Origin of the sequence: Roseivirga sp. E12 (assembly GCF_017592825.1) — a bacterium.
Classification (GTDB): domain Bacteria; phylum Bacteroidota; class Bacteroidia; order Cytophagales; family Cyclobacteriaceae; genus Roseivirga.
Window position 1 is genome coordinate 659,751 of record NZ_JAGFMD010000001.1, and the last position, 25,406, is coordinate 685,156.

The 25,406-nt window shown below is 41.4% G+C and carries 26 protein-coding genes; 11 read left to right on the forward strand and 15 right to left on the reverse strand.

What is annotated here, in order from left to right; translation table 11 throughout:
- Positions 1-86: 86 nt before the first annotated feature.
- From J4E76_RS02825 to J4E76_RS02840, 4 genes are all read right to left on the reverse strand, one after another.
- Positions 87-449, reverse strand: coding sequence for a four helix bundle protein (locus J4E76_RS02825; RefSeq protein ID WP_208501097.1), 363 nt, complete (start codon positions 447-449; stop codon positions 87-89).
- A 73-nt stretch (positions 450-522) separates the two neighbouring features.
- Positions 523-1,740, reverse strand: a complete 1,218-nt coding sequence (gene dinB / locus J4E76_RS02830) for a DNA polymerase IV (RefSeq protein WP_208501099.1) — start codon at positions 1,738-1,740, stop codon at positions 523-525.
- 154 nt (positions 1,741-1,894) lie between these two features.
- Entirely contained in the window at positions 1,895-2,767 is an 873-nt protein-coding gene (locus J4E76_RS02835; protein ID WP_208501101.1) for a zinc-dependent peptidase, read from the reverse strand.
- On the reverse strand, positions 2,764-3,033 hold the full coding sequence (locus J4E76_RS02840) for a SemiSWEET family sugar transporter (protein ID WP_208501102.1): 270 nt from the start codon (positions 3,031-3,033) through the stop codon (positions 2,764-2,766). Before J4E76_RS02840 ends, J4E76_RS02835 begins: the two co-directional genes overlap by 4 nt.
- A gap of 108 nt (positions 3,034-3,141) precedes the next feature.
- Between J4E76_RS02840 and J4E76_RS02845 the strand changes: the two genes are divergently transcribed.
- A complete protein-coding gene (locus J4E76_RS02845) occupies positions 3,142-3,756 on the forward strand; it encodes a DinB family protein (RefSeq protein WP_208501103.1) in 615 nt (204 codons plus the stop codon).
- A gap of 72 nt (positions 3,757-3,828) precedes the next feature.
- Here J4E76_RS02845 and J4E76_RS02850 read toward each other — a convergent pair whose 3' ends face one another.
- Together J4E76_RS02850 and J4E76_RS02855 are read right to left on the reverse strand one after the other, a co-directional pair.
- Entirely contained in the window at positions 3,829-6,435 is a 2,607-nt protein-coding gene (locus J4E76_RS02850) for an FtsX-like permease family protein (protein ID WP_208501104.1), read from the reverse strand.
- Between the two features lie 3 nt (positions 6,436-6,438).
- Positions 6,439-6,768 (reverse strand): PadR family transcriptional regulator, encoded by a 330-nt coding sequence (locus J4E76_RS02855; protein WP_208501105.1) that lies wholly within the window; start codon positions 6,766-6,768, stop codon positions 6,439-6,441.
- A 186-nt stretch (positions 6,769-6,954) separates the two neighbouring features.
- Here J4E76_RS02855 and J4E76_RS02860 point away from each other — a divergent pair, with 186 nt between their 5' ends.
- Positions 6,955-7,749, forward strand: coding sequence for a hypothetical protein (locus tag J4E76_RS02860; protein WP_208501106.1), 795 nt, complete (start codon positions 6,955-6,957; stop codon positions 7,747-7,749).
- On the opposite strand, the gene J4E76_RS02865 is transcribed toward J4E76_RS02860, so the two are convergent.
- Positions 7,746-8,756: a bestrophin family protein gene (locus J4E76_RS02865; RefSeq protein ID WP_208501107.1), complete on the reverse strand. Its 1,011-nt coding sequence runs from the start codon at positions 8,754-8,756 to the stop codon at positions 7,746-7,748. The genes J4E76_RS02860 and J4E76_RS02865 overlap by 4 nt on opposite strands.
- Positions 8,757-8,913: 157 nt before the next feature.
- Here J4E76_RS02865 and J4E76_RS02870 point away from each other — a divergent pair, with 157 nt between their 5' ends.
- Together J4E76_RS02870 and J4E76_RS02875 are read left to right on the forward strand one after the other, a co-directional pair.
- On the forward strand, positions 8,914-10,269 hold the full coding sequence (locus J4E76_RS02870; protein WP_208501109.1) for a M23 family metallopeptidase: 1,356 nt from the start codon (positions 8,914-8,916) through the stop codon (positions 10,267-10,269).
- Positions 10,270-10,564: 295 nt separating this feature from the next.
- Positions 10,565-11,326 carry a PKD domain-containing protein gene (locus J4E76_RS02875; RefSeq protein ID WP_208501110.1) on the forward strand — a complete coding sequence of 254 codons (762 nt, stop codon included), beginning with the start codon at positions 10,565-10,567 and terminating at the stop codon, positions 11,324-11,326.
- A 52-nt stretch (positions 11,327-11,378) separates the two neighbouring features.
- On the opposite strand, the gene J4E76_RS02880 is transcribed toward J4E76_RS02875, so the two are convergent.
- On the reverse strand, positions 11,379-12,413 hold the full coding sequence (locus tag J4E76_RS02880) for an XdhC family protein (protein WP_208501112.1): 1,035 nt from the start codon (positions 12,411-12,413) through the stop codon (positions 11,379-11,381).
- Positions 12,414-12,418: 5 nt separating this feature from the next.
- Here J4E76_RS02880 and moaA point away from each other — a divergent pair, with 5 nt between their 5' ends.
- The 5 genes from moaA (at position 12,419) to J4E76_RS02905 (ending at position 17,126) form a co-directional block, all read left to right on the forward strand.
- The gene (gene moaA, locus J4E76_RS02885; protein ID WP_208501114.1) at positions 12,419-13,408 is read left to right on the forward strand and encodes a GTP 3',8-cyclase MoaA; all 990 of its coding nucleotides are present in this window, start codon (positions 12,419-12,421) and stop codon (positions 13,406-13,408) included.
- A gap of 73 nt (positions 13,409-13,481) precedes the next feature.
- Positions 13,482-14,684, forward strand: a complete 1,203-nt coding sequence (locus J4E76_RS02890; protein WP_208501116.1) for a molybdopterin molybdotransferase MoeA — start codon at positions 13,482-13,484, stop codon at positions 14,682-14,684.
- Complete coding sequence (gene moaC, locus J4E76_RS02895) at positions 14,684-15,157, forward strand: cyclic pyranopterin monophosphate synthase MoaC (protein WP_208501118.1); 474 nt, start codon at positions 14,684-14,686, stop codon at positions 15,155-15,157. The genes J4E76_RS02890 and moaC overlap by 1 nt, the downstream gene beginning before the upstream one ends.
- 107 nt (positions 15,158-15,264) lie before the next feature.
- Positions 15,265-16,323, forward strand: coding sequence for a glycosyl hydrolase (locus J4E76_RS02900; RefSeq protein ID WP_208501120.1), 1,059 nt, complete (start codon positions 15,265-15,267; stop codon positions 16,321-16,323).
- A gap of 431 nt (positions 16,324-16,754) precedes the next feature.
- A complete protein-coding gene (locus J4E76_RS02905; protein WP_208501122.1) occupies positions 16,755-17,126 on the forward strand; it encodes a VOC family protein in 372 nt (123 codons plus the stop codon).
- 93 nt (positions 17,127-17,219) lie between these two features.
- On the opposite strand, the gene sufU is transcribed toward J4E76_RS02905, so the two are convergent.
- The 6 genes from sufU to J4E76_RS02935 all read right to left on the reverse strand — a co-directional run bounded on the left by sufU (position 17,220) and on the right by J4E76_RS02935 (position 21,496).
- Positions 17,220-17,648: a Fe-S cluster assembly sulfur transfer protein SufU gene (gene sufU, locus J4E76_RS02910; RefSeq protein ID WP_208501124.1), complete on the reverse strand. Its 429-nt coding sequence runs from the start codon at positions 17,646-17,648 to the stop codon at positions 17,220-17,222.
- Positions 17,645-18,865 carry an aminotransferase class V-fold PLP-dependent enzyme gene (locus tag J4E76_RS02915; RefSeq protein ID WP_208501125.1) on the reverse strand — a complete coding sequence of 407 codons (1,221 nt, stop codon included), beginning with the start codon at positions 18,863-18,865 and terminating at the stop codon, positions 17,645-17,647. Before J4E76_RS02915 ends, sufU begins: the two co-directional genes overlap by 4 nt.
- Positions 18,866-18,940: 75 nt before the next feature.
- Positions 18,941-19,357 (reverse strand): molybdenum cofactor biosynthesis protein MoaE, encoded by a 417-nt coding sequence (locus J4E76_RS02920; RefSeq protein WP_208501128.1) that lies wholly within the window; start codon positions 19,355-19,357, stop codon positions 18,941-18,943.
- 1 nt (position 19,358) lies between these two features.
- Entirely contained in the window at positions 19,359-19,601 is a 243-nt protein-coding gene (locus tag J4E76_RS02925; RefSeq protein WP_208501129.1) for a MoaD/ThiS family protein, read from the reverse strand.
- A 172-nt stretch (positions 19,602-19,773) separates the two neighbouring features.
- A complete protein-coding gene (moeB, locus tag J4E76_RS02930; RefSeq protein ID WP_208501130.1) occupies positions 19,774-20,907 on the reverse strand; it encodes a molybdopterin-synthase adenylyltransferase MoeB in 1,134 nt (377 codons plus the stop codon).
- The gene (locus J4E76_RS02935) at positions 20,900-21,496 is read right to left on the reverse strand and encodes an NTP transferase domain-containing protein (protein ID WP_208501131.1); all 597 of its coding nucleotides are present in this window, start codon (positions 21,494-21,496) and stop codon (positions 20,900-20,902) included. Before J4E76_RS02935 ends, moeB begins: the two co-directional genes overlap by 8 nt.
- 85 nt (positions 21,497-21,581) lie before the next feature.
- Here J4E76_RS02935 and J4E76_RS02940 point away from each other — a divergent pair, with 85 nt between their 5' ends.
- Both J4E76_RS02940 and J4E76_RS02945 read left to right on the forward strand, forming a co-directional pair.
- Positions 21,582-23,843 carry a hypothetical protein gene (locus J4E76_RS02940; protein ID WP_208501132.1) on the forward strand — a complete coding sequence of 754 codons (2,262 nt, stop codon included), beginning with the start codon at positions 21,582-21,584 and terminating at the stop codon, positions 23,841-23,843.
- Positions 23,844-23,855: 12 nt separating this feature from the next.
- On the forward strand, positions 23,856-24,191 hold the full coding sequence (locus J4E76_RS02945; RefSeq protein WP_208501133.1) for a GIY-YIG nuclease family protein: 336 nt from the start codon (positions 23,856-23,858) through the stop codon (positions 24,189-24,191).
- A gap of 854 nt (positions 24,192-25,045) precedes the next feature.
- On the opposite strand, the gene J4E76_RS02950 is transcribed toward J4E76_RS02945, so the two are convergent.
- The gene (locus J4E76_RS02950; RefSeq protein WP_208501134.1) at positions 25,046-25,399 is read right to left on the reverse strand and encodes a nuclear transport factor 2 family protein; all 354 of its coding nucleotides are present in this window, start codon (positions 25,397-25,399) and stop codon (positions 25,046-25,048) included.
- Positions 25,400-25,406: the final 7 nt, after the last annotated feature.

The following is a 25,406-nucleotide window of genomic DNA, read 5'->3' on the forward strand; positions in this document are numbered from 1 at the left end:
TATATAATTGAAATAGCTTTGAGTTTCTAGTATCAAGCTACAAGTCAAACAGTTATCGAGTCAAGCCATGAGCTTCTAGCCTCTAGCTACGAGCTATGTAGAGTGTTCATAAATGAAATAATCATCTTCTGCTCTTCATCTATTTCATTTAGAAGCCACTCTATCACTTCAGTTTCACTCTCTACCAGTCCTAGCCTCAACGTAATGAGCAATTGAGTTTCTAATTCGAAACAAGAACCCAATGCAAGTCTTAAAAAATGTCGATAGTCTTTATCACTATCTCTGCTGCTGCCTTCTGCAATGTTTGACGGAATAGATATAGAAGCCCTATTCATCTGAGACATTAAACCAAATTTTTCAGTGGCAGGGAGTTTTCTTGTTAAACTATAAGTAGCCTCGACAACCTTCATTCCCTTTTCCCAAACTTTTAATTTTTTAAAATTCTTCATAACTATATGTATTTAGTCCATTCTCAATACACTACTCAAACTCAAAGCTCTCAGCTCGTAGCTCATAACTTTTTCATTGTCTCCTATTCGCCAGCAACGGTGGAGGCTCTCCGGTAAATGGATTAAATCGACTTATCGTCTTAGCTCCCATACCGTAAGCACGCATCACTTTTCGATCACCAAACTTATCTCTGATCTTATCCATAGCATGATATAGATTGATAACTTCTTCAGCATCTTCAAAAAGATCTATCTGATAACCACCTTCAACTAAATGACTAAACCTCACCCCTATTAGCCTGACTAATAGCCTCTTATTATAAAGTTTATTGAAGAGTTCCATCACTTTGGCAATCAATACATGATCGGCTGAGGTATATGGAATTCGGGACTGAAGTGTATAGGTATTGAAATCCGAATACCTCACTTTCACTGTGACACAGGCTGTCAATTTAAGACCTCTCCTTAGTTGAAAAGCCAGGTTTTCGGCCATGGCCAAAAGAATTCCTTTGAGTTTAAGTACATCAATAGTGTCTTTGTCAAAGGTTCTTTCCGTTGAGATTGACTTCCTTTCATTGTATGGAACTACCTGAGTATTATCGATGCCATTCGCTTTCTTCCAAATACTAACGCCATTCTTACCCAACACTTTTTCCATCAGCTCTACAGGCATTTCCTGAATGGTCTTGATCTTCTTTACGCCAAGACTAAAGAGGGTCTGTTGGGTCTTCTCTCCCACCATCGGAATCTTGCTTACCGATAATGGTGCTAAAAAGGGCTTCTCCGCTCCATATTCTACCTTTAACAGGTTATCTGGCTTAGCAACCCCTGTGGCCACTTTTGAGACCGTCTTATTCTTTGACAGACCGAAAGAGATTGGCAGACCTGTATCTTTCTTGATGCGCTGACGCAGTTCTGTAGCCATCTGGTAACTGCTATGAAACCTATCCAACCCAGTTAGATCAGCATAGAATTCATCGATTGAGGTCTTTTCATAAAGCGGCACCGTCTCTTTGATAATGGCCGTCACATCTTCAGAGTATTTAGAATAGGTGCCTGAGTTTCCACGAATCTGAATCGCTTCGGGACAAAGTTCTTTTGCTCGCTTCATTGGCATAGCTGAATGCACTCCAAAAGCCCTAGCTTCATAGCTACAGGCTGCTACCACACCTCTATCGGTCACTCCACCAATAAGCACAGGCTTCCCATTCAGACGATTATCGAGCAATCGTTCTACGGACACAAAAAATGTATCCAAGTCCATATGCATTATGGTTTTATCTGCAGACATAGTTTACAAGATGAAACCAGTTAAAGTCCATACATGTATTGCACTGAAAGTGCATAACACACTGCGCTGATACTGTTCCAACATGTTTGTTTTAGTGATTGGAGATTAAAATTAGCTAATATTTTTAGTAACTAAATATATTAGCTAAATAAATTCAATCTTGAAGACAGCACCTCTTATACTTCTCTCCACTACCACATGGGCAGGGACTATTTCGACCGGGTTCTTCCTGCTTGGATTCTTTGATACTTAAATGCTCCGTTATTTCCTGATTGAAGATGCTTGAAAGCATATTATACAGTTCAGGGTGGTCTCGTTGCAATAGATGAGGTCTTTCAAAGAAGTACTCTCCTGCTACCGCAAAGAACTCTTTACCATTATATCCCCCATATCCTCTAAGAGTAGAATCTCCCTGATGTATTTTACTCATTTCTACCCTGACCAGATCTATCCATGGCATAATCAGGTGCTTTCCGATATAGGCTGCTGGTACACCATCAATTACTCCATCCTCTTTGTCATACAAATGGAGAAACTCATGAATGCCCACATTCATCTTATCCTGCGTATTGTCAAATCCTAAGTGAAGATCTGGTTGAGATAAGATCATTTTCCCTTCCATCGCCCCAGAACCAACCATACCTACAATCATTTCTTTCGGGTTCTCGAAATTGAACTGCTCATCAAAATGTGATGGATATAACAGTACTTCATCTAAGTGGACATATTCCCAGCCTCTGAAGCCAAAAAGTGGTATAACAGCACTAGCTGCTACTAGAAGGCGATCTTCTAAAGAGACATCAACAGCGACCCCTATAATTTTGACATTCCTTAAAAAACGTCCAGACTGTTCTAGAAAATCCTCACGAGCTTCTTCATTCAACTCTCTGTAGAAGCGAACTTTATCCATCAAAATAGGGTGCCACTTAGGAGGAATTTCTAAGGGCTTGGTATTCCGAATATATTTCTTGACACTCGGAATAAGTACAATTACGCCTACTGCTAGTACGCTGTAAAACAGGATCACTTCTTAACCTCTTTCGGAAAAGTCAATTTGAAATAGATCAACAAAGCACTGAGTATCAGGATAATCGAGTTAGCAATAATAACGGGAAGTAGATTCAGAGGGATGGCATAAGCTAACCAAACCAATGTACTGGTAAGCACAATGAGGAGCATAGTCATACTTAAATCCCCAACGCTTTTTGTTTTCCAAGCTTGTATTACCTGTGGAATGAATGTGATACTACTTAGAGCAGCGCCTATATGTCCCATGATTTCTGTCCATTCCATTTTTTACATTCTTTTGTCCCTTTCTAAAAATAGGATCGTGATACACTAGAAACCTAATAAAAGGTGACTAATTTTAATACAACATATTTAAGCACTAAACTTTTAATCATGAAAAAAATATCAACCGTCTTTTTGTCGCTGTTGCTCCTTATGGGCTTAACAGTTATGGCACAAGGACAGATCTCGAAAGAAGAAAGAACATTTGCTGTAAAGCATCTTACTAAAACTCAAAGCGAAATACTTAAGACTTTAAAAGGTCTTTCTGAAGAGCAACTTAACTTCAAGCCAAATGCTGAAAGTTGGTCAGTTGCAGAGTGCCTTAGGCACATTGCCATTTCTGAGAGTGCCCTTTGGCAAAACTTTATGACGCAACCCTTGTCAGTTGATGCAGATCCTTCAAAAAGATCAGAAGTGGCCATGACAGATGAAATACTCTTGGGGGTTATTGAAAGCAGAGAGCAAAAGGTGAAAACTTTTGCTCCATTTGAGCCACAAAACAAGCCAGAGCCTGTAAAGGATGTTATCAAGGAGTTTAAAAAACTCAGAGGTGAGCACATCAAATTTGCCAAAAAGACTGATGCTGACCTTAGGAACCACTATGCTACGCTTCCCTTTGGTACAATTGACACCTATCAAGCAATATTGTTTATGTCTGGTCATACGAAACGTCATACCGACCAGATGAAGGAAGTAATGGCAGACCCTTCGTTTCCAAAGAAATAGCATTTCATTTATTCAATAAAAAGCCCCATTCCAATACTTGGAATGGGGCTTTTTGTTTATCTTCTTCTCAATTTACTCACTCTTCAATGCATCTGTTGGACTAGATTTGGCAGTTTTCAGCGTTACATAACCCGAACTACCTAATACTAATAGAAAAATACCAGCACTTGCCAAGACAAAGATGCCAACACCGATTGGCACACGATAAGCAAAGCCGCGCAACCACCATCTTGTCAAATAAATTGCACTTGGCACTCCAATGAAGGTTCCTATTACTAACAGCTGAACAAACCCTTTTGACATTAAACCAAACAAGTGAGAGGTGTTTCCTCCCAATACTTTTCTAATGGCTATTTCTCGAGTTTTGGTCTTGGCTATATAGGTTGCCATTCCAAAGATTCCAGAAATGGTGAGAACGATTGAGATAAGGCAGAACGACCAGACGATAGACTTTAATTTTCTTTCCGCTAGATACAAGGTCTCAAAGCGGTCCTCTAAAAACTCATACTCCACGGAAGGTAAATCTGGGTATACTTCATTGCTTAAGCTTGCAATACCTGCCATTACTGATTCTTTGCGTTTTGGGTCGAACCTCACTGAGGCGTAACTCCATCTAGTATTTGATGACATCACCAAAGGCTCAACAGTGTTATGTAATGACTCAAAATGAAAGTCTTTAACTATCCCCACAACTCTACCGGTGTCTCCTTTCCAAATAAGTTTTCGAGTTAGTGGATCTCTATCTTCGAACAAATAGTTTACAGCAGATTCGTTGATCAGGTATTCTACAGCTTTGTCAGGCACATCTTCTAAAAAGTCACGACCTTCTAAGACCTCTAGGCCATACGAGTCCACAAAATCATTATCCACAAGTAAGAGTCGTGTTGTCAGATTAGAGCCCTCTCGTTCAATACCTACTTCTTTTAGGCCTTCTACCATTATTCGGTAACCGGGTATATGCGATGATGTAGTCACTGATTTTATACCTAAAACTTCTTCTAGACCGTTTTTAAAGGCCTGAAACTTACTTCGCACATCATTGCTTAGTGGAATCACGAGCACTTCGTCTTCCGCTAGTCCACTGTCCTTGTTTTGGATAAAATCGAGTTGATTGTAGATCAGCATAGAACAGATGATTAGAACAAGGGATATACCAAATTGGAGTATGATGAGGCCTTTTCTCAGAAGCCCTAATCTACCAAGTCGTAGTCCTCCTTGGCCTCCTGTTTTTAATATATAAGCGGGCTTGAACTTGCCAAGGACAACGGCAGGGTATAAACCGCAAATGAGCGTCAAGCCAATTATGAGTAAACCTATTAGGCCCAGAACATTGAGACTCTCCAGTGCATTCAGAGGCAAATCAAGACCTGAAAAATTTCGAAATATTGTCGATAGTGCCGATAGACTAATCACAGCAAGTAATTCGGAAATGAAAATCACAATGAAATTCTCTCCGATAAACTGAGCCCTGACCTGGTTTTTTGAGGCACCAATTGTCTTTCTAAGACCTACTTCCTTCCCTCTATCTAAGCCTTTGATGACGGATAAATTGATGAAATTGATACATGAGATAAGAAGCACAAATATGCCAACTGAGAGAAGTATGTAGACATAATTAATGCTACCATTGTCTGCTAATTCCTTTTCATAGTTAGTCTTCAAATGGATTTGAGAAATAGGCACCATAAGGATCTCAGCTTCATCAGGATTACCTCCTCTTCCACCGTAGCGTGTCGTATATTCCTTAAGCACCACTTCTTTCATATCAGAAAAATCAGCCCCTGGTCTACCCTTGATATAGGTATATGCCATAAGGTTCCTCCAGGCTCTACTAAACCTCTCATTGAATGTTGACATTGGCAGTAAATAGTCAAACTGAAGATGTGACTGTTCTGGTACATTCTCAATGACTGCGGTAACTACACGTTCTTTTCCATCATCTTGACCCGATTTTAAGGTTTGTCCAATTGGGTTCTCTTTTCCAAAGTACTTTTGGGCTAAGTCTGCTGTGAGTACAATGGCATTTCTTTGTATCAGTGAAGATTTCAAGTCGCCCTGAATTACCGAATGGGTAAAAACATCAAAAAAGGCAGAGTCGGCAAAGTGTCCATTTCTCTCTTTGAATGTTATATCATCCTTTTTAAACCAGTTTTCTCCGACTGGAAATACTCGGGTCATAGAGGCAACCGAAGTAGAGTTATCCATTATAAATGGCCCTAAACCTACTGGCGAGGCTGCCCAAGGGTTACCAGAGATTCCGTGTGAGATACGATAAACCCTCTCATGATCTTCATGAAACTTGTCGTAACCGAGTTCATAGCTTGCATAGATAACTACAAGCAGGAAGACCAAAATTCCTATAGCCAGGTTTCCAATTCTTAGTGCTGCGAAAAAGCCGTTTCTTCTTAGATTTCTGAAAGTGAGCTTGACCAAATTTTTCATAAATAAATAGTTTGAGTTGTTATTAACCTTTGTTGTTGTCTTTAATCGAAATGTGCGGAAATATCGAATCACATCAATGAAGTACATTATTCTAGCCTTTCTAATACCTTGTTCCGCCACGCGGATGTAGAACCATTCGTGTAGGTCGCCCTGAACTTCCTCGAAAAATTGGTCCGCACAGTACCACCGCAAAAACTTATCTGCCCATATAGGTGGTCTTCTTTTTTTAGGTCTCATCTTCTAAATGTCAAAGGCTATTTTTGGCATTCTTTGCCACATTGTATTTCTGACCGACATTGCCTCATTTAGTGCTGCAAAACCTGCTTTGCTAATTCTATACAATCGCTTTCTCCTTCCTCCACGTTCCTTAGTCGTACCTCCTACATAGGATGTCACAAATCCTTTTTGCTCTAATCGAAAAAGAGCCGTGTGCGCTGTGCTCAAGGTGATTGATCTTTTAGAGACTTCCTGAATCTCTTTGGCCACTGTTACACTATAAGCTGCGCCATCCAATACAGCAGTTGTGAGTAATACCAACTCCTCCAATTCGCCTAGATGAGTACCCTTCATATTATTGTTTTATTTGTAAGACTAATATTAATGTCGTAAATGTAAGACTAATAAACAAACAAAAAGTTACAGTAGAATGTAGAAAACGCTTACTGCGTTCCATAAAGTCTATTTCCATATAGTCATTATGGTGTGGTAAATACTTCGCATTTCATTATATTCGCATTTTTAAGGCCTCCTAAAAGCATGCGACTCGGACAACTTTCCAGACAACTAGATATCTCTCCTGATAAAATAGTAAAGCTACTGCAAGACAATTTCCGTGAGGTAAATAATCATCCTAATGTTAAGTTAACCGAAGAGGAATTAGTCTTTGTGCAAAATGAGTTTCAACCTGTTGTCGAAGAAGAGTCTCAAGAGAATGAAATAATAGAAGAGAAAGTCGAGGCACCATCACAAGACATCACTGAAACTCCAGCTGAACCAGAAACACCTGAATTCATCGAGTCTCTCAGACCTCAGGTTATCACGCTCGAAGAAGAATTCCATGCCCAAACTGATGGCCTCGAGCTTTACAAGGCCGAGAAACCTCATTTAGAGGGTTTAAAAGTGGTGGGTAAAATTGATTTACCAGAGCCTGTAGTTAAGGAAAAGGATAAGGAAGAGCCAAAGAAACCTGAAAGGAAGGCACGCGAGCGAAATTCTAACAGAAGAGATCGAAATAGTCGAGGCCGAAATAGAAACACCCTATCTCCTACTGAAGAGCGGAAAAAAGCTGAAAGACTTGCTCTAAAAAAGAAGTTTGAACAAGAGCAACGTCTCAAGGAGCTTAAGAGAAAACATTACGAAGAAAACGTAAAGGCAAAGCTTGTAAATACAGCTCCTAAAAAGAAAAAGAAGGCAGTTCAAGGACCTGAAGCCCATGTAGCACCGACTACACAAACTGTCCACAAGGGCAGTATAGCTAAGAAGTCAACCCAAAGGAGTGGCAATCCACTGAAGCGCTTTTGGCTATGGCTTAATGGTGCCTACGATAATTAAAGCAGAATATCATTTACCGGCTGCACCTTCTCTGGAATGTTGGCTGGATCTTCATCAATCAGTTGCAATAAATCTCTTTCGATTGTTCTGCAGATGGCACTCATAGGTACGTCATTGATATAGTTTTCGAAAGGATCTTCACTATTATCGCCTATCACCTCCATGGAATTGAAAACCCAAGCTACGAGTGCGCTAAAGGGAACCGTAAGCCATACAATATTACCATCCTGGATATCATTGAATTCCTCAACCATTCCAAAGGGTAATAGTAAAACAAAGATCCAAACGAACAATGAACTGAAGTAAGCAAACTGTCGAGGAAAAGGCGTGCTTTTTATGCGTTCACACATGCCTTGCAGGTTGTAAAACTCCGCCAACGTATCCATCAAATTGATATGCTGGAAATCATTAATTGAACCATTCTTACGCAGCATAGCTAGATCCTGACCTTGTAACCTATTCAGGTGTGTAGCTGGGTTAAACTTATCCATTACCCGTTCATACTCATCATTGGCTATGTATTTTGAGATATGGTCTTTGCAGTCTCTATCATTCTCCAAGCTAAAACTGGGCACATAAGTTAGATTCTCTCTATCGAAAATTGTGGTGGCCCTTAATTGAATTCGGAGCGCATTAATCCAGGACAAATGCCTTTTCACTAATCGTTCTTGAATAACCAGCATCTCGTCCTTAGAAAGCTGTGGAGAGCAATCCATATACGATAACACCTGATTGGCCCAAGTCCTACTATAATTGACAATACCACCCCAGATCTTTCGACCTTCCCAAAAACGATCGTAGGCTTGGTTGTTTTTAAAACCAACATAAAAGGCAACAGCAATACCTATAGTACTTAAGGGTAAGAATGGTATGCCAATGTGAAGCTTATGATCCGAAAGTTCCTGATAAACGAAGACTACTATAGCCGCCCATAGGGTTGAAAGCAGTATGTTCTTCCAAGCAAATTTCAGGACAACAGCTGGTCTAATTTTTCTCCTTACGTACATTTTAAGAGTTTAAGATTGAGGTCAATGTATATCAATTAGGCTAATTGAAATTGAATATAAAATATCATCCGACTTTTTCGTTCATATTTAGTAAATGAAACCTGACTTGCCATTTGTGAGTTAGTGTATCAGATAGGTCAAAACTCAACTCAAAGAAATGCGCTCACGCATCGCCACCACGCTAGTCATAGCATTGTTTGTATTATTATCCGCTTGCCAAGAAGAAAAAATACCCATTGCCTTCAAGCCCCGAAATGATCATGAGGCTTACCAGCATGCTTTAAAACAAGCCAACCTCTTGAACACTGCTTTGGGACAAGACTGGTCTAATTTGGCTAAAAGTGCGCTAGAGACTCCCATAAGCATCTCCTCTCCTTATGAAGAAGCCATTTATGTTGACGACAAAGCAGCCACCGCCTTGGGTTTTCGCTTCAATGCAAAGAAAGGTCAGAAAGTACAAGTGAAGGTTACAAGGCTATCGCAAACGGAAATGAAGACATTTGTCGATTTATTTCGGGTGGATGAAACAGAGACTTTTCGGCATGTAGCCAGTGCCGATAGTGTCGAACTCTTACTAGGGTTCGAACCAAGAAGGGATGCAGAATATGTTTTACGCTTTCAACCAGAACTTCTAAGGGGAGGTCAATTCAAAATCACTATTGAAAATGTTCCCTCATTAAGCTTTCCCGTAGCTGGCAAGACAGCCAGTGCTATTCAGAGCTTCTGGGGTGCCGATCGTGATGGAGGACGCAGAAGCCATGAAGGGGTTGATATTTTCGCGCCAAGGGGCACTCCAATTCTGGCACCGACTGACGGCTATGTGAGAACCGCAGGCGTCCGAGGTATTGGCGGTAATGTTGTTTGGCTTTATGACTCCAAGCGATCTCAGAGTCTGTATTTCGCTCACTTAAATGAAATTTTGGTAGAGAAAGGCGATCGTATTAAGCTAGGCGATACGCTTGGTACTGTAGGTAATACTGGCAATGCAAGAACCACCCCTCCTCACCTTCATTTTGGCATTTACCAGAACGGTGCTAAAAACCCCATCAACCATCTAAGAGCTCAGGGAAAACGGCTGAGAAGAGTAAATGGAACACTTGATCTTCTTGGTGCTGAGGTCAGACTGAATAAAGATATAAGCATGCGCACGAATCTCAATGGAAGAAATTCAGTCCGATTGAGCAAAGATCAAATTGCCACAGCAATAGGTATCAATGCCAACCAATATCGCATTGAGTTACCTGATGGTCGCTCAGGCTATGTCAGTAAGAATGCCTTGACTTCATTGGAAATGCCTTTGGAAAGACTTTACACCCATACAGAGGGTATTCTGTTGAAGAAGCCAGACAGACGAGCCTTCTATGCACAAGTCTCATCTGATGAAGAGCTATCCGTTCTCGGTAAAAACAGAGACTTCTGGTTAGTAAGCAATAGCGCAGGTGAAACCGGTTGGATAACCAATGACTTCAAAAATACACGCAAGTCTCGTACTAATTCTGATATCCCGAGATAACAATCAATAACCCATCCCCTTTTTATATCGAGCTTGTCGAGATAACTTTTGGCCTTTAGTTCTTTTGAAAAGATAAGATGTTTCGGCTACGCTCAACATAGGAAAGCGTCTTTTTAGAGCGATTAACCTAAACTAAGTTTTTCACCTTGACCATTTCCGAAATTACGCTTAGCATCAGTTTTTTTGCTGCGCCCCTTAATGAACGTCATTGCAAGCCTGCTGAGTATTTATAATACACTCTATATATGGCTCGTTATTTGCTTATCTTGGCATGTATTTCAAGTTAATTCAAGGAATGAAAAAGCTCAAAGTACTAATCATAGTTCAGTTGTTATTTCTTCTCGGAGCCTGTAAGAACAATGATACAACTCCAATTGAACCAGTAGCTGATTTTGATTTTGAACATGCCTTTAAAATATTTATAGCAAACCGACCTTTCTCCACATTCGAGGCCATTGAGCTTATTGACAAGAGTACTGATGGTGAAGAATACTTTTGGGACTTTGGAAATGGTGAGACTTCTACGGATAAAGAACCTCGCATTTCATATGCTTCGTCAGGAACATATACGATTTCACAAAGCGTGATCAGTGCAACAGGTCAGAAAAATACCGCCACCAGAGATATTCATATCACTGACAGGTTACTGCAAAACATAGAAATAGAATCTCTAAACTGGAACTCCCTTGGTGACTTCCCTGATTGGTCAGCCGACAGGACAGCCGATGTGTATATAGAATACTGGAGAGATGATGATTTAATCTTCAGAAGCACAACAGTTCCTAACGTTTCACCAGATAGTGCCCCTTTCACGATTTCAGTGGATCAAAAAGTCATTATGAATCTGGCCAATGTATATGAAGATAATATACTCATCAGTTTTAGACTTATCGCGTTAGACAATGGTATCGGAAATATTATTTTTCGTAGTGACGGATCCAATATTGGATATGGAGTAACAAACTGGGGATACTTACAATCAGAGGAAGGTTACGTCTTTCAGGTTAGAACAACCCTTGAGGGAACGGGTTTGAGTTTTAACTCTCTTTATAAATAGAGTTATATGATCGTTTATTTCGGAGCTAATGCGCCACGGGAAAAAGCTTGGCTTAAAATAGATTCTTTATTTTAACCACCTCCGAAATTACGCTGAGTGCTATTTCTTTAGCTGACATTGCACCAATATGGAGTCCAATTGGGGCATGAATACGATCAATCTCTTCATCTGAGAAACCATAGTCCTTCAATCGCTCCACACGTTTGGCGTGTGTCTTCTTGCTACCCAGGGCCCCAATGTACCTCACTTTTGATGGCAGTAAAATCTTTAAGGCCTCATCATCAATCTTGGGATCATGCGAAAGTATCACCGCGTAGGTTTCGTTGTCCAAAGCATAATTACCTAGTACTTCCTGTGGCCAATTAACGAGTAACTGATCAGGAGCGGTTCTGTAGTCGGTTTTATGGGCGAATGTATCTCTAGGATCGATAACAATCGTCTCAAAACCATAGGTATGAGCCAAATCAATCAATTCAGCTGTGATATGAGCAGAACCGATTAAAAGCATCTTATTCTTTGGCGGAAAGCTATGTATAAAGTAGTTCGTCCCTTGATAATCTATCAACGTATTGTTTCGCTTGACGTATTCTTCGGCAACTAATGACATTAAACCATCCGGCTGTGTACCGCTCGAAATAAAAGTGGACTGATCACCTGTATTGAGGTTGGTAACAATCGCCAATCCCTGATTAGTGGAGATGCTTTCATCAAGTTTAACCCATAAGGCTGCCGGGTAGAACCTCGAAACGTGAACCCAAACTTCTCCCCCACAACTTAGGCCAACCTCCCAGGCATCTTCATTAGCTACCCCAAACTTGACTAGCTCAGAAACGCCAGTTTCCAGCACCTTCAATGCCTTTTTGACCACAGCATTTTCCACACACCCACCGCTCACTGATCCGATCATGTCACCGTCTTTGGTCACAATCAGACAAGAACCTGGCTGCCTTGGGGAACTTCTCCAAGTCTTCACCACCGTTGCCATGGCGAATTCTGTGTTTTCTGTAATCAGCTCTCTTATTCGTGGAAGAATGTCTAACATTATGTACGCTTTGCCAGTATATTTGAATTGATAACGAATATACATTCAATTTGCTTTTCGATAATCACGGCAGACAACTCAATTATCTAAGACTCGCAGTTACCGATCGCTGTAACCTGCGCTGTTTCTATTGTATGCCGGAGGAAGGCTTGAATTTCAGCAAGAAGTCTCAGATTCTCAGTTACGAGGAAATGGAAAGGCTGATCCGTATTCTAGCCAAACTGGGCATATCAAAAGTCAGAATCACAGGGGGCGAACCCTTTGTCAGGAAGGACCTAGTTCCTTTTATGAAAACTGTTTCTGGCATTGAAGGCATCGATCGCCTAAGTATTACAACCAATGGAACTGGACCATTGAGCCAAATTGATGAATTGAAAGCCATGGGTATTCATGCTGTCAACTTAAGTCTTGATTGTCTTGACCGAGAACGCTTCCATAAGATCACACGCAGGGATGAGTTCGACCAAGTGATGACCTATTATAGGACACTACTCGATGCGGGCATCAATACCAAAATCAATGCTGTAGTAATGCAGGAGCATAATCTGGATGATATTTTGTCCATGTGCGCATTAACTATAGAGGACAACGTGAGTGTAAGGTTCATTGAAGAAATGCCCTTCAATGGAGGCTCAAAGGGCTATACTCCTATCGAGTGGAACCATAACCGTATTCTAGAGCATATCCAGTCTACTTACCCAGGTCTCATCAAGATAGAAGACGAAAAGAGCTCCACCTCTTACAACTATAAACTACCTCAAGCAAAAGGCAGTATTGGCATTATTCCAGCCTATACACGAACCATTTGTGGCAGTTGCGACCGTATCAGATTAACACCAAAAGGCGAGCTAAAAACATGCCTTTACCAAAATGGTGGTTTCAGCTTTAGAGACTTTATGCGAGATGGGGCAACTGATCAAGAAATTGAAACGCAGTTCAAGAATCTTTTTTCACAACGTGCCAAAGACGGTTTTGAAGCTGAGAAGCAAAAACCTTCAAACTCAAGCTCCTTTGAATCTATGGCCACAATTGGAGGGTAGGTAATTGTTAATGTTGAATGATAAATTTTGAATTGCACATTAAACATCAACCCTTAAACATTAAACATTCCGAATGATAACCTATCACGAAGCATTAGACATTATCTCAAAACACCCTTTTAAGCCTAAATTGGGATATTTGAAGCTTGAAGAGATCGATGGTCATGTATTGAATGAAGACCTCTATGCCGATCGTGACTTCCCTCCCTTAGATAGAGTAACTATGGATGGTATTTCCATCAATTACGAGTCCTTTTCCAATGGGCAGAGAAGCTTCGAGATAGAAAAAACCATCGGTGCGGGAATGCCTCAATCAAGCCTTGAAGATCCATCCAAATGTGTTCAAATCATGACCGGAGCCATGCTTCCGCTCAATGCCGACACTGTTATTCGTTATGAAGACATTAGCATAGAAGACAATATTGCTACTATTAATATCGAGACGATAAAGCATCGCCAAAACGTACATTTTAAAGGGGAAGATAAAAAGCAGAGCGATGTAGTATTGTCCAAAGGTACAGTGCTTGGGGCTCCCGAAATGATCATTGCGGCCTCCATTGGCAAACCGACTCTTGAAGTACGCTTAGTGCCCAAGGCTGCCATTATTACTACAGGAGACGAACTGGTTAGCATTGACGAAATACCTCTAGATCATCAGATTAGACGATCTAGTAATTATGGTGTTCAAGACCTCTTAAAACAGTGGAACATTGAGGCAAAACAATACCATTTGAAAGACAATAAAGAATTGATGATGAATGAGTTGTCATCAATCATATCAACAGTTGATTTATTAGTACTTACCGGTGGAGTATCAAGAGGTAAGTTTGACTTTCTTCCGGAAGTTCTGGAGGAGCTTGGGGTCGTGAAGCACTTCCATAAAGTAAAGCAAAGACCAGGAAAACCGTTCTGGTTTGGCACCGCCCCAAATGGCACAACTGTCTTTGCGTTGCCTGGAAATCCGGTATCCACCTTCGCTTGTGCCAATGTATATATCAAACACTGGCTAAGTACTTCCCTTGGTATCAGCAAGCAAACCATTTACGTCAAGCTTAATCAGGACATTGAATTCACACCGCCTCTCACCTACTTCTTGGAATGTAGAGCCGAGTTTAGCAATTCTGGAGAGCTGGAAGCCACACCGTTTAGAGGGCATGGTTCGGGTGACTTTGCCAACATGAGTCAGGCCAATGGGTTTGTGATTTTACCAAGTGACAAATCTGAGTTTAAGAAGGGAGAAGTTTATCCGTATATTTTGTACCGAAAGGATTTTTAATGACTAAGAAATTCACGCATATCGATCAGGAATCGCCTTCAATGGTGGATGTTGGTCAAAAGGAAGTGACTGAACGAACGGCCATCGCCCAGGCGATCGTACAGCTTCCAGATGACATGAAGCCCCATATTGCGCATGGCGAAATCAAGACCCTTAAAGGTCCCGTTTTTCAAACCGCTATCATTGCTGGTATTCAAGGGGCGAAAAGGACCTCTGAGTTAGTACCACTTTGTCATCAATTGAATTTGAATAAGGTCGATATCCAGATTCAAGTGAATGATCAACTTGAAGTGATGATTACAAGTCTTGCCAAATGCAGCGGCAAAACAGGTGTTGAAATGGAAGCACTAACAGGTGCTTCAGTGGCCGCACTGACCATTTATGATATGTGTAAGGCGTTCTCACATAACATTGTGATTAAAGAGACTAAACTGATCAAAAAGACTGGAGGCAAGTCGGATTATGAACCTTAATTACTTACCGTCATTCTGAATGAAGCGTAGCGTAGTGAAGAATCTATTCTTTCAATTCACGAGATTCTTCGCTCCACACAGTTCCGCTCAGAATGACGTCAAACAACATGAAACTCATCATAGGTACAGATAAAGGATTGATCATCTACGAGAAGATCAAAGGCGTATGGAAGTTATCCGACATCCACTTTATCGGCATGCCCATTGGTGCTTTTCATCAGGATGCTGCGGGTCATTGGTGGGTAGCGATTAACCATAAGCATTGGGGGCCAAAGCTCTACATCTCGAAAGACCAAGGTGAAACTTTCGATGAGCTTACTACCCCAAAGTTCGATCCATCGACTCCCTATTCGCTCAAATCAATCTGGAAAATAGAAAGTCAAAGCATAGGCCCAATCGAAAGACTTTATGTTGGCACAGAACCTGCCGCGCTCTTCTTATCCAAAGATGGCGGTCAATCGTTCCAAGAGTTATCTAGGCTTTCTAAACATGAAAGTAGATCTACCTGGCAAGGTGGCGGCAAAGGAAGCAACAGTCCCTTCCTGCATACACTTGTTATGCATCCCGATGATAGCAATGCGTTGATCGTGGGTATTAGTTGTGCTGGTGTCTTTCAGTCCCAAGACTTGGGCAATATCTGGAAACCAAGTAATAAAGGGCTTAAATCCTTCTTTTTACCTAATTCCGAGATAGAGGTTGGCCATGACCCCCATATCATTTTGAGACACCCAAGGGATTCCAATATCCTTTGGCAACAAAACCATTGTGGCATCTATCGCTCTGAAGATGGTGGTCATACATGGAATGATGTTTCTGATCCCAATGGCAAGGCTGCATATGGCTTTGCCATGGTTATTGACGAAGAGGATGTAAATACAGCTTGGGTCATTCCGGCACAGTCAGATGATCTTCGCTACCCAATTCAGAATAAACTTGCCGTCTATAAAACAACAAATGCCGGCAAATCCTGGAAAGCCCAATCAAGCGGTCTACCGCAAGAAGCGGCATTTGACTTAGTGCTAAGGGCTAGTTTTGCCAGAAATCAGCAAACTATGGCCTTTGGAAGCAACAATGGTAACCTCTACTTATCTGAAGACAACGGTGAGCACTGGCAGGTCTTAAGCCAGAGTTTAAGTAGTGTTAGAAACGTACTCTTGATCGAATAGAGCTTAATAAACACGTCATGCTGAACCTGTCTACCGACAGACAGGTTTGTTTCAGCATCTACACTCTACCTAACCAAAAACTGAGACCCTGAAATACCCCGAAGCTTCTGGGCAGGGTGACGATTACATCAATCAGTGTCTCTCGCAGAGGACACTGATTATACAAACAGTCCATACAAGATGATGATCAAGTTCACTCCATAAAGTCGGGATAGAAAGGTTTATAAAGAATAGAATCATAAGCCCTCACTCCCTTCTTTCTTTTCTGAGCATAGTGAAGAACCTAAAACTACCCAGACCTGAAACCATCCGACCGCTTGGAGCGATCAGACGGATAACACATTCTTACTCCTTAATCAAGATCAGTTTTGGGAATTGATCTTAAAAATGGACAAATTGAATCAACGCAATATTTCAAAAATCAAGTCCATATGAAATTAGGAGCATTTTCAGTCAGTCTAGCCGTTAAAGACCTTCAAGTATCAAAAGCCTTTTATGAAAAACTGGGTTTCAGTGTTTTCGCTGGTGCACCAGAAAGAAACTACCTCATCATGAAAAATGAGGATAAGCTAATAGGCCTTTTTCAGGGCATGTTTGAAAAGAACATTTTGACTTTTAATCCCGGTTGGGATCAGGATGCAAAAATTCTTGAGTCTTTCGATGATGTAAGAGAAATTCAAAAATCTTTAAAAGGAAGTGGCCTTGCACTAGATCGCGAAGCAGATGAGTCCACGTCAGGTCCTGCCAGTATAGTTTTGACCGACCCAGATGGTAATCATGTCCTGATTGATCAGCATGTCTAATGTCTCGTCATCCTGAGGGAAGTATGACCGAAAGGATCTCCTCATCATTAAAGAGATTCTTTCTCCCGTAAAACGGGATCAGAATGACGTAAGCTATACCAATTTCTCTAACTCCCCCCAACTCAGCGTAGCGCAAGTCTTTCGCTCTGGAAACTCTCTTGCAGCTGCAAAAGCGAGTAAGTCTTCATTATCCGTCAGTGATTCAGGAGATTGATCTGAGTCCTCGTTTACCAATTCAAAGAACATCTCAACCAAGGGCTTCATTTCCTTCAGAGATTTACCTTCTAATTGCTTGCTCAGCACAGCAGTTGAAGCTTTGGAGATAGCACAACCAAAGCCTTCGAAAGAGGCTTTTGATATCTTATCACCTTCTAACTTGATGTAAAGCGTGTACTTATCACCACACATTGGATTATAGGCTTCTAACACGTGAGTAGCATTCTCAAGCTTTCCTTGATGACTTTCATCCTTGGCATTGACAAGGATATGTGAGCGATATAGGGCTTTTATCCTATCGTTCACGAAAGAAAGGCTTGTGTTTCTTTTAGCACCTCAATCAACTTATCGATGTCTGCCTTGGTATTATAAATAGCCAGTGACATCCTAGTGGTGGCTGGTACTTTGAGCTTCTTCATCAGTGGTTGTGCACAGTGGTGTCCGGCCCGAATACAAATACCTTTCTCGTTCAAGAATGTACTCAGGTCATGAGGGTGAACCCCATCCATTACAAAAGACAATGTTGGAGCTTGATGCACTGGGTTCCCGAGTACTTTGATACCATCCATCTCATTCAGCTTGGTTTTTGCATAGTCAGTTATATCCATCAGATATGAATGGATCTCATGCATGCCGATCGATTGAACGAAGCGTATAGCCGCACCCAAGCCCAACACTCCTGCTATATTGGGCGTTCCGCCTTCATGTCGAGCCACACCATCAACAAAAGTCGACTCCTGAAGTTGTACCTCCTTAACAATGCCACCGCCATAGCTTAGTGGCATCATGGCATCAAGCCATTTCTTTTTTGCATATAGAACACCGACACCTGTAGGTCCGTAAATTTTATGCCCTGAAAACACAAGAAAATCGCAATCAATGTCCTGAACGTCTACCTCATCGTGAGAAACGCTTTGTGCAGCATCAATGAAAACAGGAATATTCTTCTTGCGAGCTATCGCACAAATACGCTTTAAGTCGTTCTTGACACCTAGCGCGTTAGACACTGCTGTAAGTGCCACAAACTTCACTCTATCGTTTAAGAGTGTTTCAAAGGATTCATAATCTAGGTCTCCTGTGTCAAGAATAGGAAGAATACTAAGCTTAGCTCCCTTTTCAATACAGAGCTGCTGCCATGGTAAGAGGTTCGCGTGATGCTCCATCTCAGTGGTAATTACCTCATCACCAGCGCTAAGGCGAGGTCTTAGAAAGGTATTGGCAATTTTATTGATACCGTCTGTCGTGCCAAAATTAAACACTACCTCGTCTTCACTAGGTGCATTGATAAACTCAGTTACGAGCTTTCTTACTTCCCTGAAAGCCACTGTCGTTTCAGAAGAAGGCCAATAGGATGCTCGACCAACTGTGCTGTAGCCTTTAGAATAAAAATCAGATATAGCGTCAATGACAGACTGCGGTTTATGACAAGTGGCCCCATTATCCAGATAAGTCAGGTCTAAACCAGAAGGTGTCTTCTGATTAAAAATTGGGAATTGAAGTTTTAGTTTTTCTGCGTTAATCATTTTACCCCTCAGTCCTTTGGACAGCTCCCCAAGGGGAGCACATTAAACATTCAAAATCAAACATTTGTCATTCCTCTACGGATGAGCGGAAACCCACACCTCTCCGTCTTCGAATACTTCCTTTTTCCAAATGGGCACCGTCTCCTTTAAAGTATCGATGGCATATTCACAAGCTTCGAAAGCTTCTTTTCTATGAGCTGAAGAACAGGCGATTACCACAGCTTCTTCTTCAATGGGCACTAGTCCCAATCTATGATGAATGACCATTTTATGAAGCCCCCATTTGTTCGTTGCTTCGTTGGCAATCTTTGCCATTTCCTTCAAGGCCATAGGCTCATAAGCCTCAAACTCCAAGTGCTTCACTGACCTGCCTTTGGTCAGATTGCGTACCGTACCAATGAAAACGACCAAGCCTCCAGCTCCTGGATAAGTAACTGCTTCTGTACATGCCTTGGCATCGAGCTGATCTTCTGTAATAAATATATCCTTCATATCAGCCCCCACTTACTGGTGGAATTAAAACAACCTCATCATCGGCTGTTAGAAGATGATTGTCTTCTACATAGTTAGCATTTACAGCAAACTTTAAAGAAGCTAATTTTGAAAAGTCGGGAAATTCCGATGAGAGTTTCCTTCTTGCCTCACCAACGGTATGCTCATCCGTCAATGACAGGGTAACTTTCTTACCGTTGATGATGTCTTTGGCTATACCAAAAGCTATTATTTGTATTTCCATTTCTTTATATGTCGTCACTGCGAATACGCCTCAAGCGAATGAAGCATTCTCCTAATTCAAAAAAGGAGATTCCTTTTAAAATACGTCATGCTGAATCTATTTCAGCATCTTCTAAATTGTAGATCCTGAACCTAGCCTGCCAGTCGGCATACAGGTTCGGGATGACGATAACTTAGTAAGTCGCAAGACTCGAATCAATTTCTTTCTGCCAAGCCAAGATACCACCTTTCAGATTGATCAGATTGTCAAAACCTTCTTTTTTAAGCATGTCTATAGCCTTTTGGCTACGACCTCCTGCCTTGCACATGACCACAACTTGCCGATCGTTGGGTATCTCCTCTTTCCGATCTATCACTTGATTCAAAGGAATTAACTGTCCTCCAATATTGGCGATATCATATTCATAATCCTCTCTAACGTCCAATACATGGACTGATCCAGATTGCATTTGTTCTCGCAATTCTTTCACGGTGATCTCATGATGCACCCGTTCCATAACACCACTACAGAAAGCCTCATAGTCAATCAACTCTGTCAGGCTTGGATTATCTCCAGACAATGGGTTATCTGCATTGGCTTGCACATTCAAAGTTCTGGTAGAAACATCCAGTGCATCATACAGGAAAAGCTTACCTGCCAAACTCTCACCTACACCGGTGATGATCTTAATGGCTTCATTGGCTTGCATAGAGCCGATAATTCCCGGAAGAACTCCTAAAACACCACCTTCACTACAACTTGGCACCATATCAGGTGGCGGAGGCGATGGAAACAGATCACGATAGTTTGGAGTCCTTTCTCCATTATCTGCAGGAAGGTTGAAAACTGACACTTGTCCCTCGAAACGAAATATGGCTCCATAAACAAGAGGCTTCTTTAAGAAATAGCAAGCATCATTTACCAAGTATCTGGTGGGTAAATTGTCAGAGCCATCTACTACCAAATCATAATTACCAATCAGTTCGATGGCATTCGCAGAAGTGATTGGCTCTGTGAATACTTCGAAAGCCACTTCTGGATTTAATTCTGATAGTCTTTCTTTTGCCAGTTCTGCCTTGTTCTTACCTACATTACCTTCAGTGAAAAGCACCTGACGATGAAGGTTTGACATGCTCACTTCATCAAAATCAATAATCCCAATTCGGCCAACACCAGCCGCAGCCAAGTATAGTAAGTTTGGAGCACCCAAGCCTCCAGCCCCAATTACCAGTACGGAAGCAGCCTTAAGCTTCTCTTGGCTTTCTGTTCCAAAGTCCGGTAAAATGATTTGTCGATTATATCGAATGAGTTCGTCTTTGCTAAGCATTTAATGGGCCTCTTTCTAAGTCTTCTAAGGTATCTATATCCTTGATAAAACGCTCATTGAATACATTTAGATTCAAAACATTAGCTTCATTTTCTCTTACAATTTCAGCACAGCCATTTGGCTCTGAATGTGCCATAATAGCATCAAAGAACGTCTTTCCAAAAATCACTGGATTCCCTCTTTTCTCGCCATACCAAGGAACCTGTATAGTGTCAGAACCGCCTTTTTCCTTAAAATTCTCCATCAGCAAGTCATAGTCTGCTAGCTGAAGCCAAGGCATATCTCCTAAACAAACCATAATTGCGTCACAAGGCTGTGATGCTTTCAGGCCTGACTGAATAGAGTAAGTCATACCCAGTTCAAAATTCGAATTATGATAAAATTGATCATTCAGCCTTAAACTTAGATTTGACATCACCTGATCAGCATCTCTACCCGTCACCACCGTTATCCGATTGACCTTCGATTTACTTAATGTTCTATAGGCTGATTGTACCACAGCTCCGCCTTGAAAGGGTAGCAATAGCTTGTTAGGCCCATTCATTCTAGTAGATAATCCTGCGGCTAATAGTATGGCATTGACTTTCATAAGATCAATTTGAAAAGCGCATCTCAGTTTCGATTGAAATCACTAATTTATATCAAATTATTAAGCATTAAACACTACAATCACCATGGACCTATCTGAGATATTCAAAGTCGAAAATAGTGAAGAATTAAAATCAGGCAAGGCTTTAAACGACCCATCCTTATTAGAAAACCCAGTAAAACTTTCGGCTTCAAAAGCATTTGACTACTCAGGAGGCGGCTTTACCTTCAGTATAGTACCAGAGGCAAGCATGACAGTTTCGCTTTTCAACAGTACTGATGATGAAGACCCCGATAAACTGATCAACAGTCCCAATGCCATTACCCCTTTCAGTGCTGCGAATGACAGCTACCTCAAATACGCTTTCAATGTTGGTGCAACAGGCTCAGGTGCCGGTAATGCTGGAGGGCTTTCTCTCAACCTGACACTCTCTAGTGTTTTTAGTACCGGACTTTATAAGAAGCACTCTCCTACCAACACGGTCCCAATGGCCGTGGTTAATGATGTGAAAAGCTTTCTCTCGATTTTCGATTGGACTTCTGTAGAGTCTTTGGCAATTGGCGATGCCCTTTTTACAAGTGCTAGAGGAAAGATGGAAGGAAAAATTGGTTTTTCATGGTCTGACATCTTCACCAAAAGTATGTCTTCACTCGCCAATTTGTTGCCGGGTAATCTAACACTAGACATCCAGATGAGTCCTTCAGTTTCCGTGGGTTTCAACGCCTCCCTGGAAGACAATTATCTGTGTGCAATGACCCGGACTGGAGCTGATGAGTTCAAAGTGACCATTAATAAAACCAAGAGTAGCTCAGCGGCAGGACAAATTGGTGCCAGTGTAGGTATCCAATTTGCAGACCCAGAAACGCTCGAAACTCAATTGAATGAGATTGTAGATAAAATCATCGCTTCGGTCACTGATTATGCGGGGAATGTTGCTGAACTGATCCAAAAGTTTCAAACAAACAGTCTTTCTCCCAATGAGAAAGAGTTTCTAGATAAGATATTGAAGAGGCTAAAACTTGATGCTCTAGCTGACCCTGTGAATTCACTTGATGAACTGATCAAAAACATTGAGGAAAAAGCCAAGAGTACTACCAAAGCAATTGCCAGTGCGAGCGCTTCTGTTTCTTTCAGCTACGAATACAGCAGAATCAGCGAAAATCAAGAACTACTCTCCGCTACTATTACTGAAGGGCTATTACAAGAGTTGCACCCGAAACTAGTGGGATTCAATGCGGATCAATTACTGACAGAGTTTCAAAATGGCACAGATGAAATTACACTGGACCACTACCTAAATCAGAAAACCCTAACTATTAAGAAGAGCTGGGGCTTTGGCCTGTCTTTTATGGGAAAACCTGTCTTTTCAGGAAAAACTATTCGTAAGACGGTGTCATCCACACAGACAAATGCTGCCAGTGAAAAACAGCTTTCCCTTGATCAAGTAATTGGTTACCAAAGACAATGGATGGGTGAAGAAACGGATTGGGTAACTGATTTTAATGTCAAAATGCCCAACTTTTCGGCTGCACCTAGCTTGGATGAGTTTGACTATAGCTTGTATGTTCAGATGACTTCTGGCATGAAGGTCAAGAAAGTCAAGCACCTCAAACAACTATTAGACCTGGGTATAATGTGGGGAGCGATTGACGAAGGTGAAGTCCCAAGACTCGTTGAGAAATACCTTGACACCTTTCACCGGCAGGTAATTACCGCAGATGCTCAACTTACCTTCAAACCAACGGCTATGCTAGCTTTAACTCAGCAGCTTGGACAACTCGGTTGGAACAATGTAACTATTGGATTGATGGCAAAAGCAATGGCATCCTCGATGAGTTATTGGAATAACTACCCGCTTAGACAATCGGTCTCGAAGCGGACTGCAGCGTATAGTCCCACTTGGCAAAACTATCTTAGCAACCCTAGTCAATCTTTGAGCAGCATTGCCTCTAGGTCTCAGGACAACCTATCTGCTTATGGAGGTGTATCTACAATGCTAATTGACAAAGAAGGTCAAGCAGGTCATGATTCATCTGATGATTTTGTCGCTAACATCATATATCAGAACAATGGTATAGCACGAGACGCACAGTCATTTGTCAATGGACTCGTGAAGTTGAAACAGGGCATCGATGGAAAAGACAGCTTTGATTCAGACTTTAATGTTATTTACGCTGAAATGAAGTCGTTTTTTGGCGAGTCTTTTTATGTAAGAACTCTCGGCTGTTTATTGAACGAATTTGCTAACATCAATCCTGCACTTGATGGGGTGGTGGAACGAGTATTCACACTCAGTTGGGGCGAGGGCGATGATGAACAAACAGTGAGTTTGGCTTCTAAGAACTAAGAAGCTTATTCCATGACTGACACTGGATTTCATGTATATATACTCACCAACTCCACGAAGAAGGTCTTATATACTGGGATTACAAATGACCTGAGTTCTAGGCTAGTGGAACATTACTTAGAAAGAGGAAACAAGAAAACCTTCACAGGTAGATACTATTGTCATTACCTCCTTCATTATGAATACCATCATACAGCAATTGGTGCAATTGAAAGAGAAAAAGAAATCAAGGGCTGGAGAAGGGCAAAGAAAGAAGAACTCATCAATAGTCAGAATCCTAAATGGGAATTCCTCAATCATGAAGTCACTACCTGGCCGCCAGAACCTGGGGCTGGGCGTCAGTATTGACTTTCAATGGGGTAAAGATCCCTCCTTTGTCGGGATGACTAAAGAATTAAGGGTTAAGACAAGAAAAAAGTTAGAACGTCATTCCGAGGTACAAGGAATCCCAACCATTAACACAGATCGGGATTTGCTATGCGCAGAAGACCCCTCAATTTTTCGAGATGACTAAAGAATTAAGGGCTAAGGCAAGAACAAAATTAGAACGCCATTCCGAGGTACAAGGAATCTTAACCATTAACACAGGTCAGGATTTGCTATGCGTAGAAGATCCCTCAATTCTTCGGGATGACTAAAGAATTAAGGGCTAAGACAAGAACAAAATTAGAACGCCATTCCGAGGTACAAGGAATCTTAACCATTAACACAGATCAGGACTTGCTATGCGTAGAAGATCCCTGAATTCTTCGGGATGACCAAGAAATAGAGTTTCGAAAAACTAAATTAAAACTTCATTCCGAGGCACAAGGAGTCTTTACCACTAACGCAGGTTTTGACTTTCTATGGGGTAAGGATCCCTCCTTTGTCGGGATGACTAAAGAATTAGGATCTAGAGCAAGAACAAAATTAGAACGTCATTCCGAGGTACAAGGAATCTTAACCATCCATAGGGAGAGGAATTTTCTGTGAGGATAGGATCCCTCATTCTTCGGGATGACTAATGATATTGAATTAGTAGGAAAAATTCTAACTAGAACGTCATTCCGAGGTACGAGGAATCTTAACCATTCCTGCAAGTCCATATTATCTGAAATACACAGAAGGCCCCTCCCTTGTCGGGATGACCTATTGATAGTTTCGGATGCCTAAAGAAAAAGCCCCTATGGGTCGGGGCTTTAATTCTTTCGTTTCGGCAAAGATTATCCGTTGTAATAAAATCTTTCGTGCACGATATGGTCACCTTCCCATTTCTGTACACCAACTTGCTCCATTTGAGCTCTATTGCCGTCTTGGAAAGTAACGTCCATCATTGTTTCGTGCATTACAACACCATTGGCTTCATCTGAAGTAATACTCTTGACTTCAAGGTTATGAAACTCCTTGACGAAGTTTAGGAATTCTACTTCATGCGCTCTACATGCTTCTTTACCTTCCCAAGTTCCTCTTGGTTCTGTCATTACTACGTTTGGTGCATAGTATTTGTCAAATGCCTCGAGCAATTGACCTTGGCCTAGCATGTTATAGATCTCTTCTGTTCTTTCTTTGTATGTCATGATGATT

Bases quoted from the DNA above. Each gene is read 5' to 3' on its own strand.
- J4E76_RS02825 (WP_208501097.1), bottom strand. From the start codon at position 449: ATGAAGAATTTTAAAAAATTAAAAGTTTGGGAAAAGGGAATGAAGGTT.
- dinB (WP_208501099.1), bottom strand. From the start codon at position 1,740: ATGTCTGCAGATAAAACCATAATGCATATGGACTTGGATACATTTTTT.
- J4E76_RS02840 (WP_208501102.1), bottom strand. From the start codon at position 3,033: ATGGAATGGACAGAAATCATGGGACATATAGGCGCTGCTCTAAGTAGT.
- J4E76_RS02845 (WP_208501103.1), top strand. From the start codon at position 3,142: ATGAAAAAAATATCAACCGTCTTTTTGTCGCTGTTGCTCCTTATGGGC.
- J4E76_RS02850 (WP_208501104.1), bottom strand. From the start codon at position 6,435: ATGAGACCTAAAAAAAGAAGACCACCTATATGGGCAGATAAGTTTTTG.
- J4E76_RS02855 (WP_208501105.1), bottom strand. From the start codon at position 6,768: ATGAAGGGTACTCATCTAGGCGAATTGGAGGAGTTGGTATTACTCACA.
- J4E76_RS02860 (WP_208501106.1), top strand. From the start codon at position 6,955: ATGCGACTCGGACAACTTTCCAGACAACTAGATATCTCTCCTGATAAA.
- J4E76_RS02865 (WP_208501107.1), bottom strand. From the start codon at position 8,756: ATGTACGTAAGGAGAAAAATTAGACCAGCTGTTGTCCTGAAATTTGCT.
- J4E76_RS02870 (WP_208501109.1), top strand. From the start codon at position 8,914: ATGCGCTCACGCATCGCCACCACGCTAGTCATAGCATTGTTTGTATTA.
- J4E76_RS02875 (WP_208501110.1), top strand. From the start codon at position 10,565: ATGAAAAAGCTCAAAGTACTAATCATAGTTCAGTTGTTATTTCTTCTC.
- J4E76_RS02880 (WP_208501112.1), bottom strand. From the start codon at position 12,413: ATGTATATTCGTTATCAATTCAAATATACTGGCAAAGCGTACATAATG.
- J4E76_RS02890 (WP_208501116.1), top strand. From the start codon at position 13,482: ATGATAACCTATCACGAAGCATTAGACATTATCTCAAAACACCCTTTT.
- moaC (WP_208501118.1), top strand. From the start codon at position 14,684: ATGACTAAGAAATTCACGCATATCGATCAGGAATCGCCTTCAATGGTG.
- J4E76_RS02900 (WP_208501120.1), top strand. From the start codon at position 15,265: ATGAAACTCATCATAGGTACAGATAAAGGATTGATCATCTACGAGAAG.
- J4E76_RS02905 (WP_208501122.1), top strand. From the start codon at position 16,755: ATGAAATTAGGAGCATTTTCAGTCAGTCTAGCCGTTAAAGACCTTCAA.
- J4E76_RS02915 (WP_208501125.1), bottom strand. From the start codon at position 18,865: ATGATTAACGCAGAAAAACTAAAACTTCAATTCCCAATTTTTAATCAG.
- J4E76_RS02920 (WP_208501128.1), bottom strand. From the start codon at position 19,357: ATGAAGGATATATTTATTACAGAAGATCAGCTCGATGCCAAGGCATGT.
- J4E76_RS02925 (WP_208501129.1), bottom strand. From the start codon at position 19,601: ATGGAAATACAAATAATAGCTTTTGGTATAGCCAAAGACATCATCAAC.
- moeB (WP_208501130.1), bottom strand. From the start codon at position 20,907: ATGCTTAGCAAAGACGAACTCATTCGATATAATCGACAAATCATTTTA.
- J4E76_RS02935 (WP_208501131.1), bottom strand. From the start codon at position 21,496: ATGAAAGTCAATGCCATACTATTAGCCGCAGGATTATCTACTAGAATG.
- J4E76_RS02940 (WP_208501132.1), top strand. From the start codon at position 21,582: ATGGACCTATCTGAGATATTCAAAGTCGAAAATAGTGAAGAATTAAAA.
- J4E76_RS02945 (WP_208501133.1), top strand. From the start codon at position 23,856: ATGACTGACACTGGATTTCATGTATATATACTCACCAACTCCACGAAG.
- J4E76_RS02950 (WP_208501134.1), bottom strand. From the start codon at position 25,399: ATGACATACAAAGAAAGAACAGAAGAGATCTATAACATGCTAGGCCAA.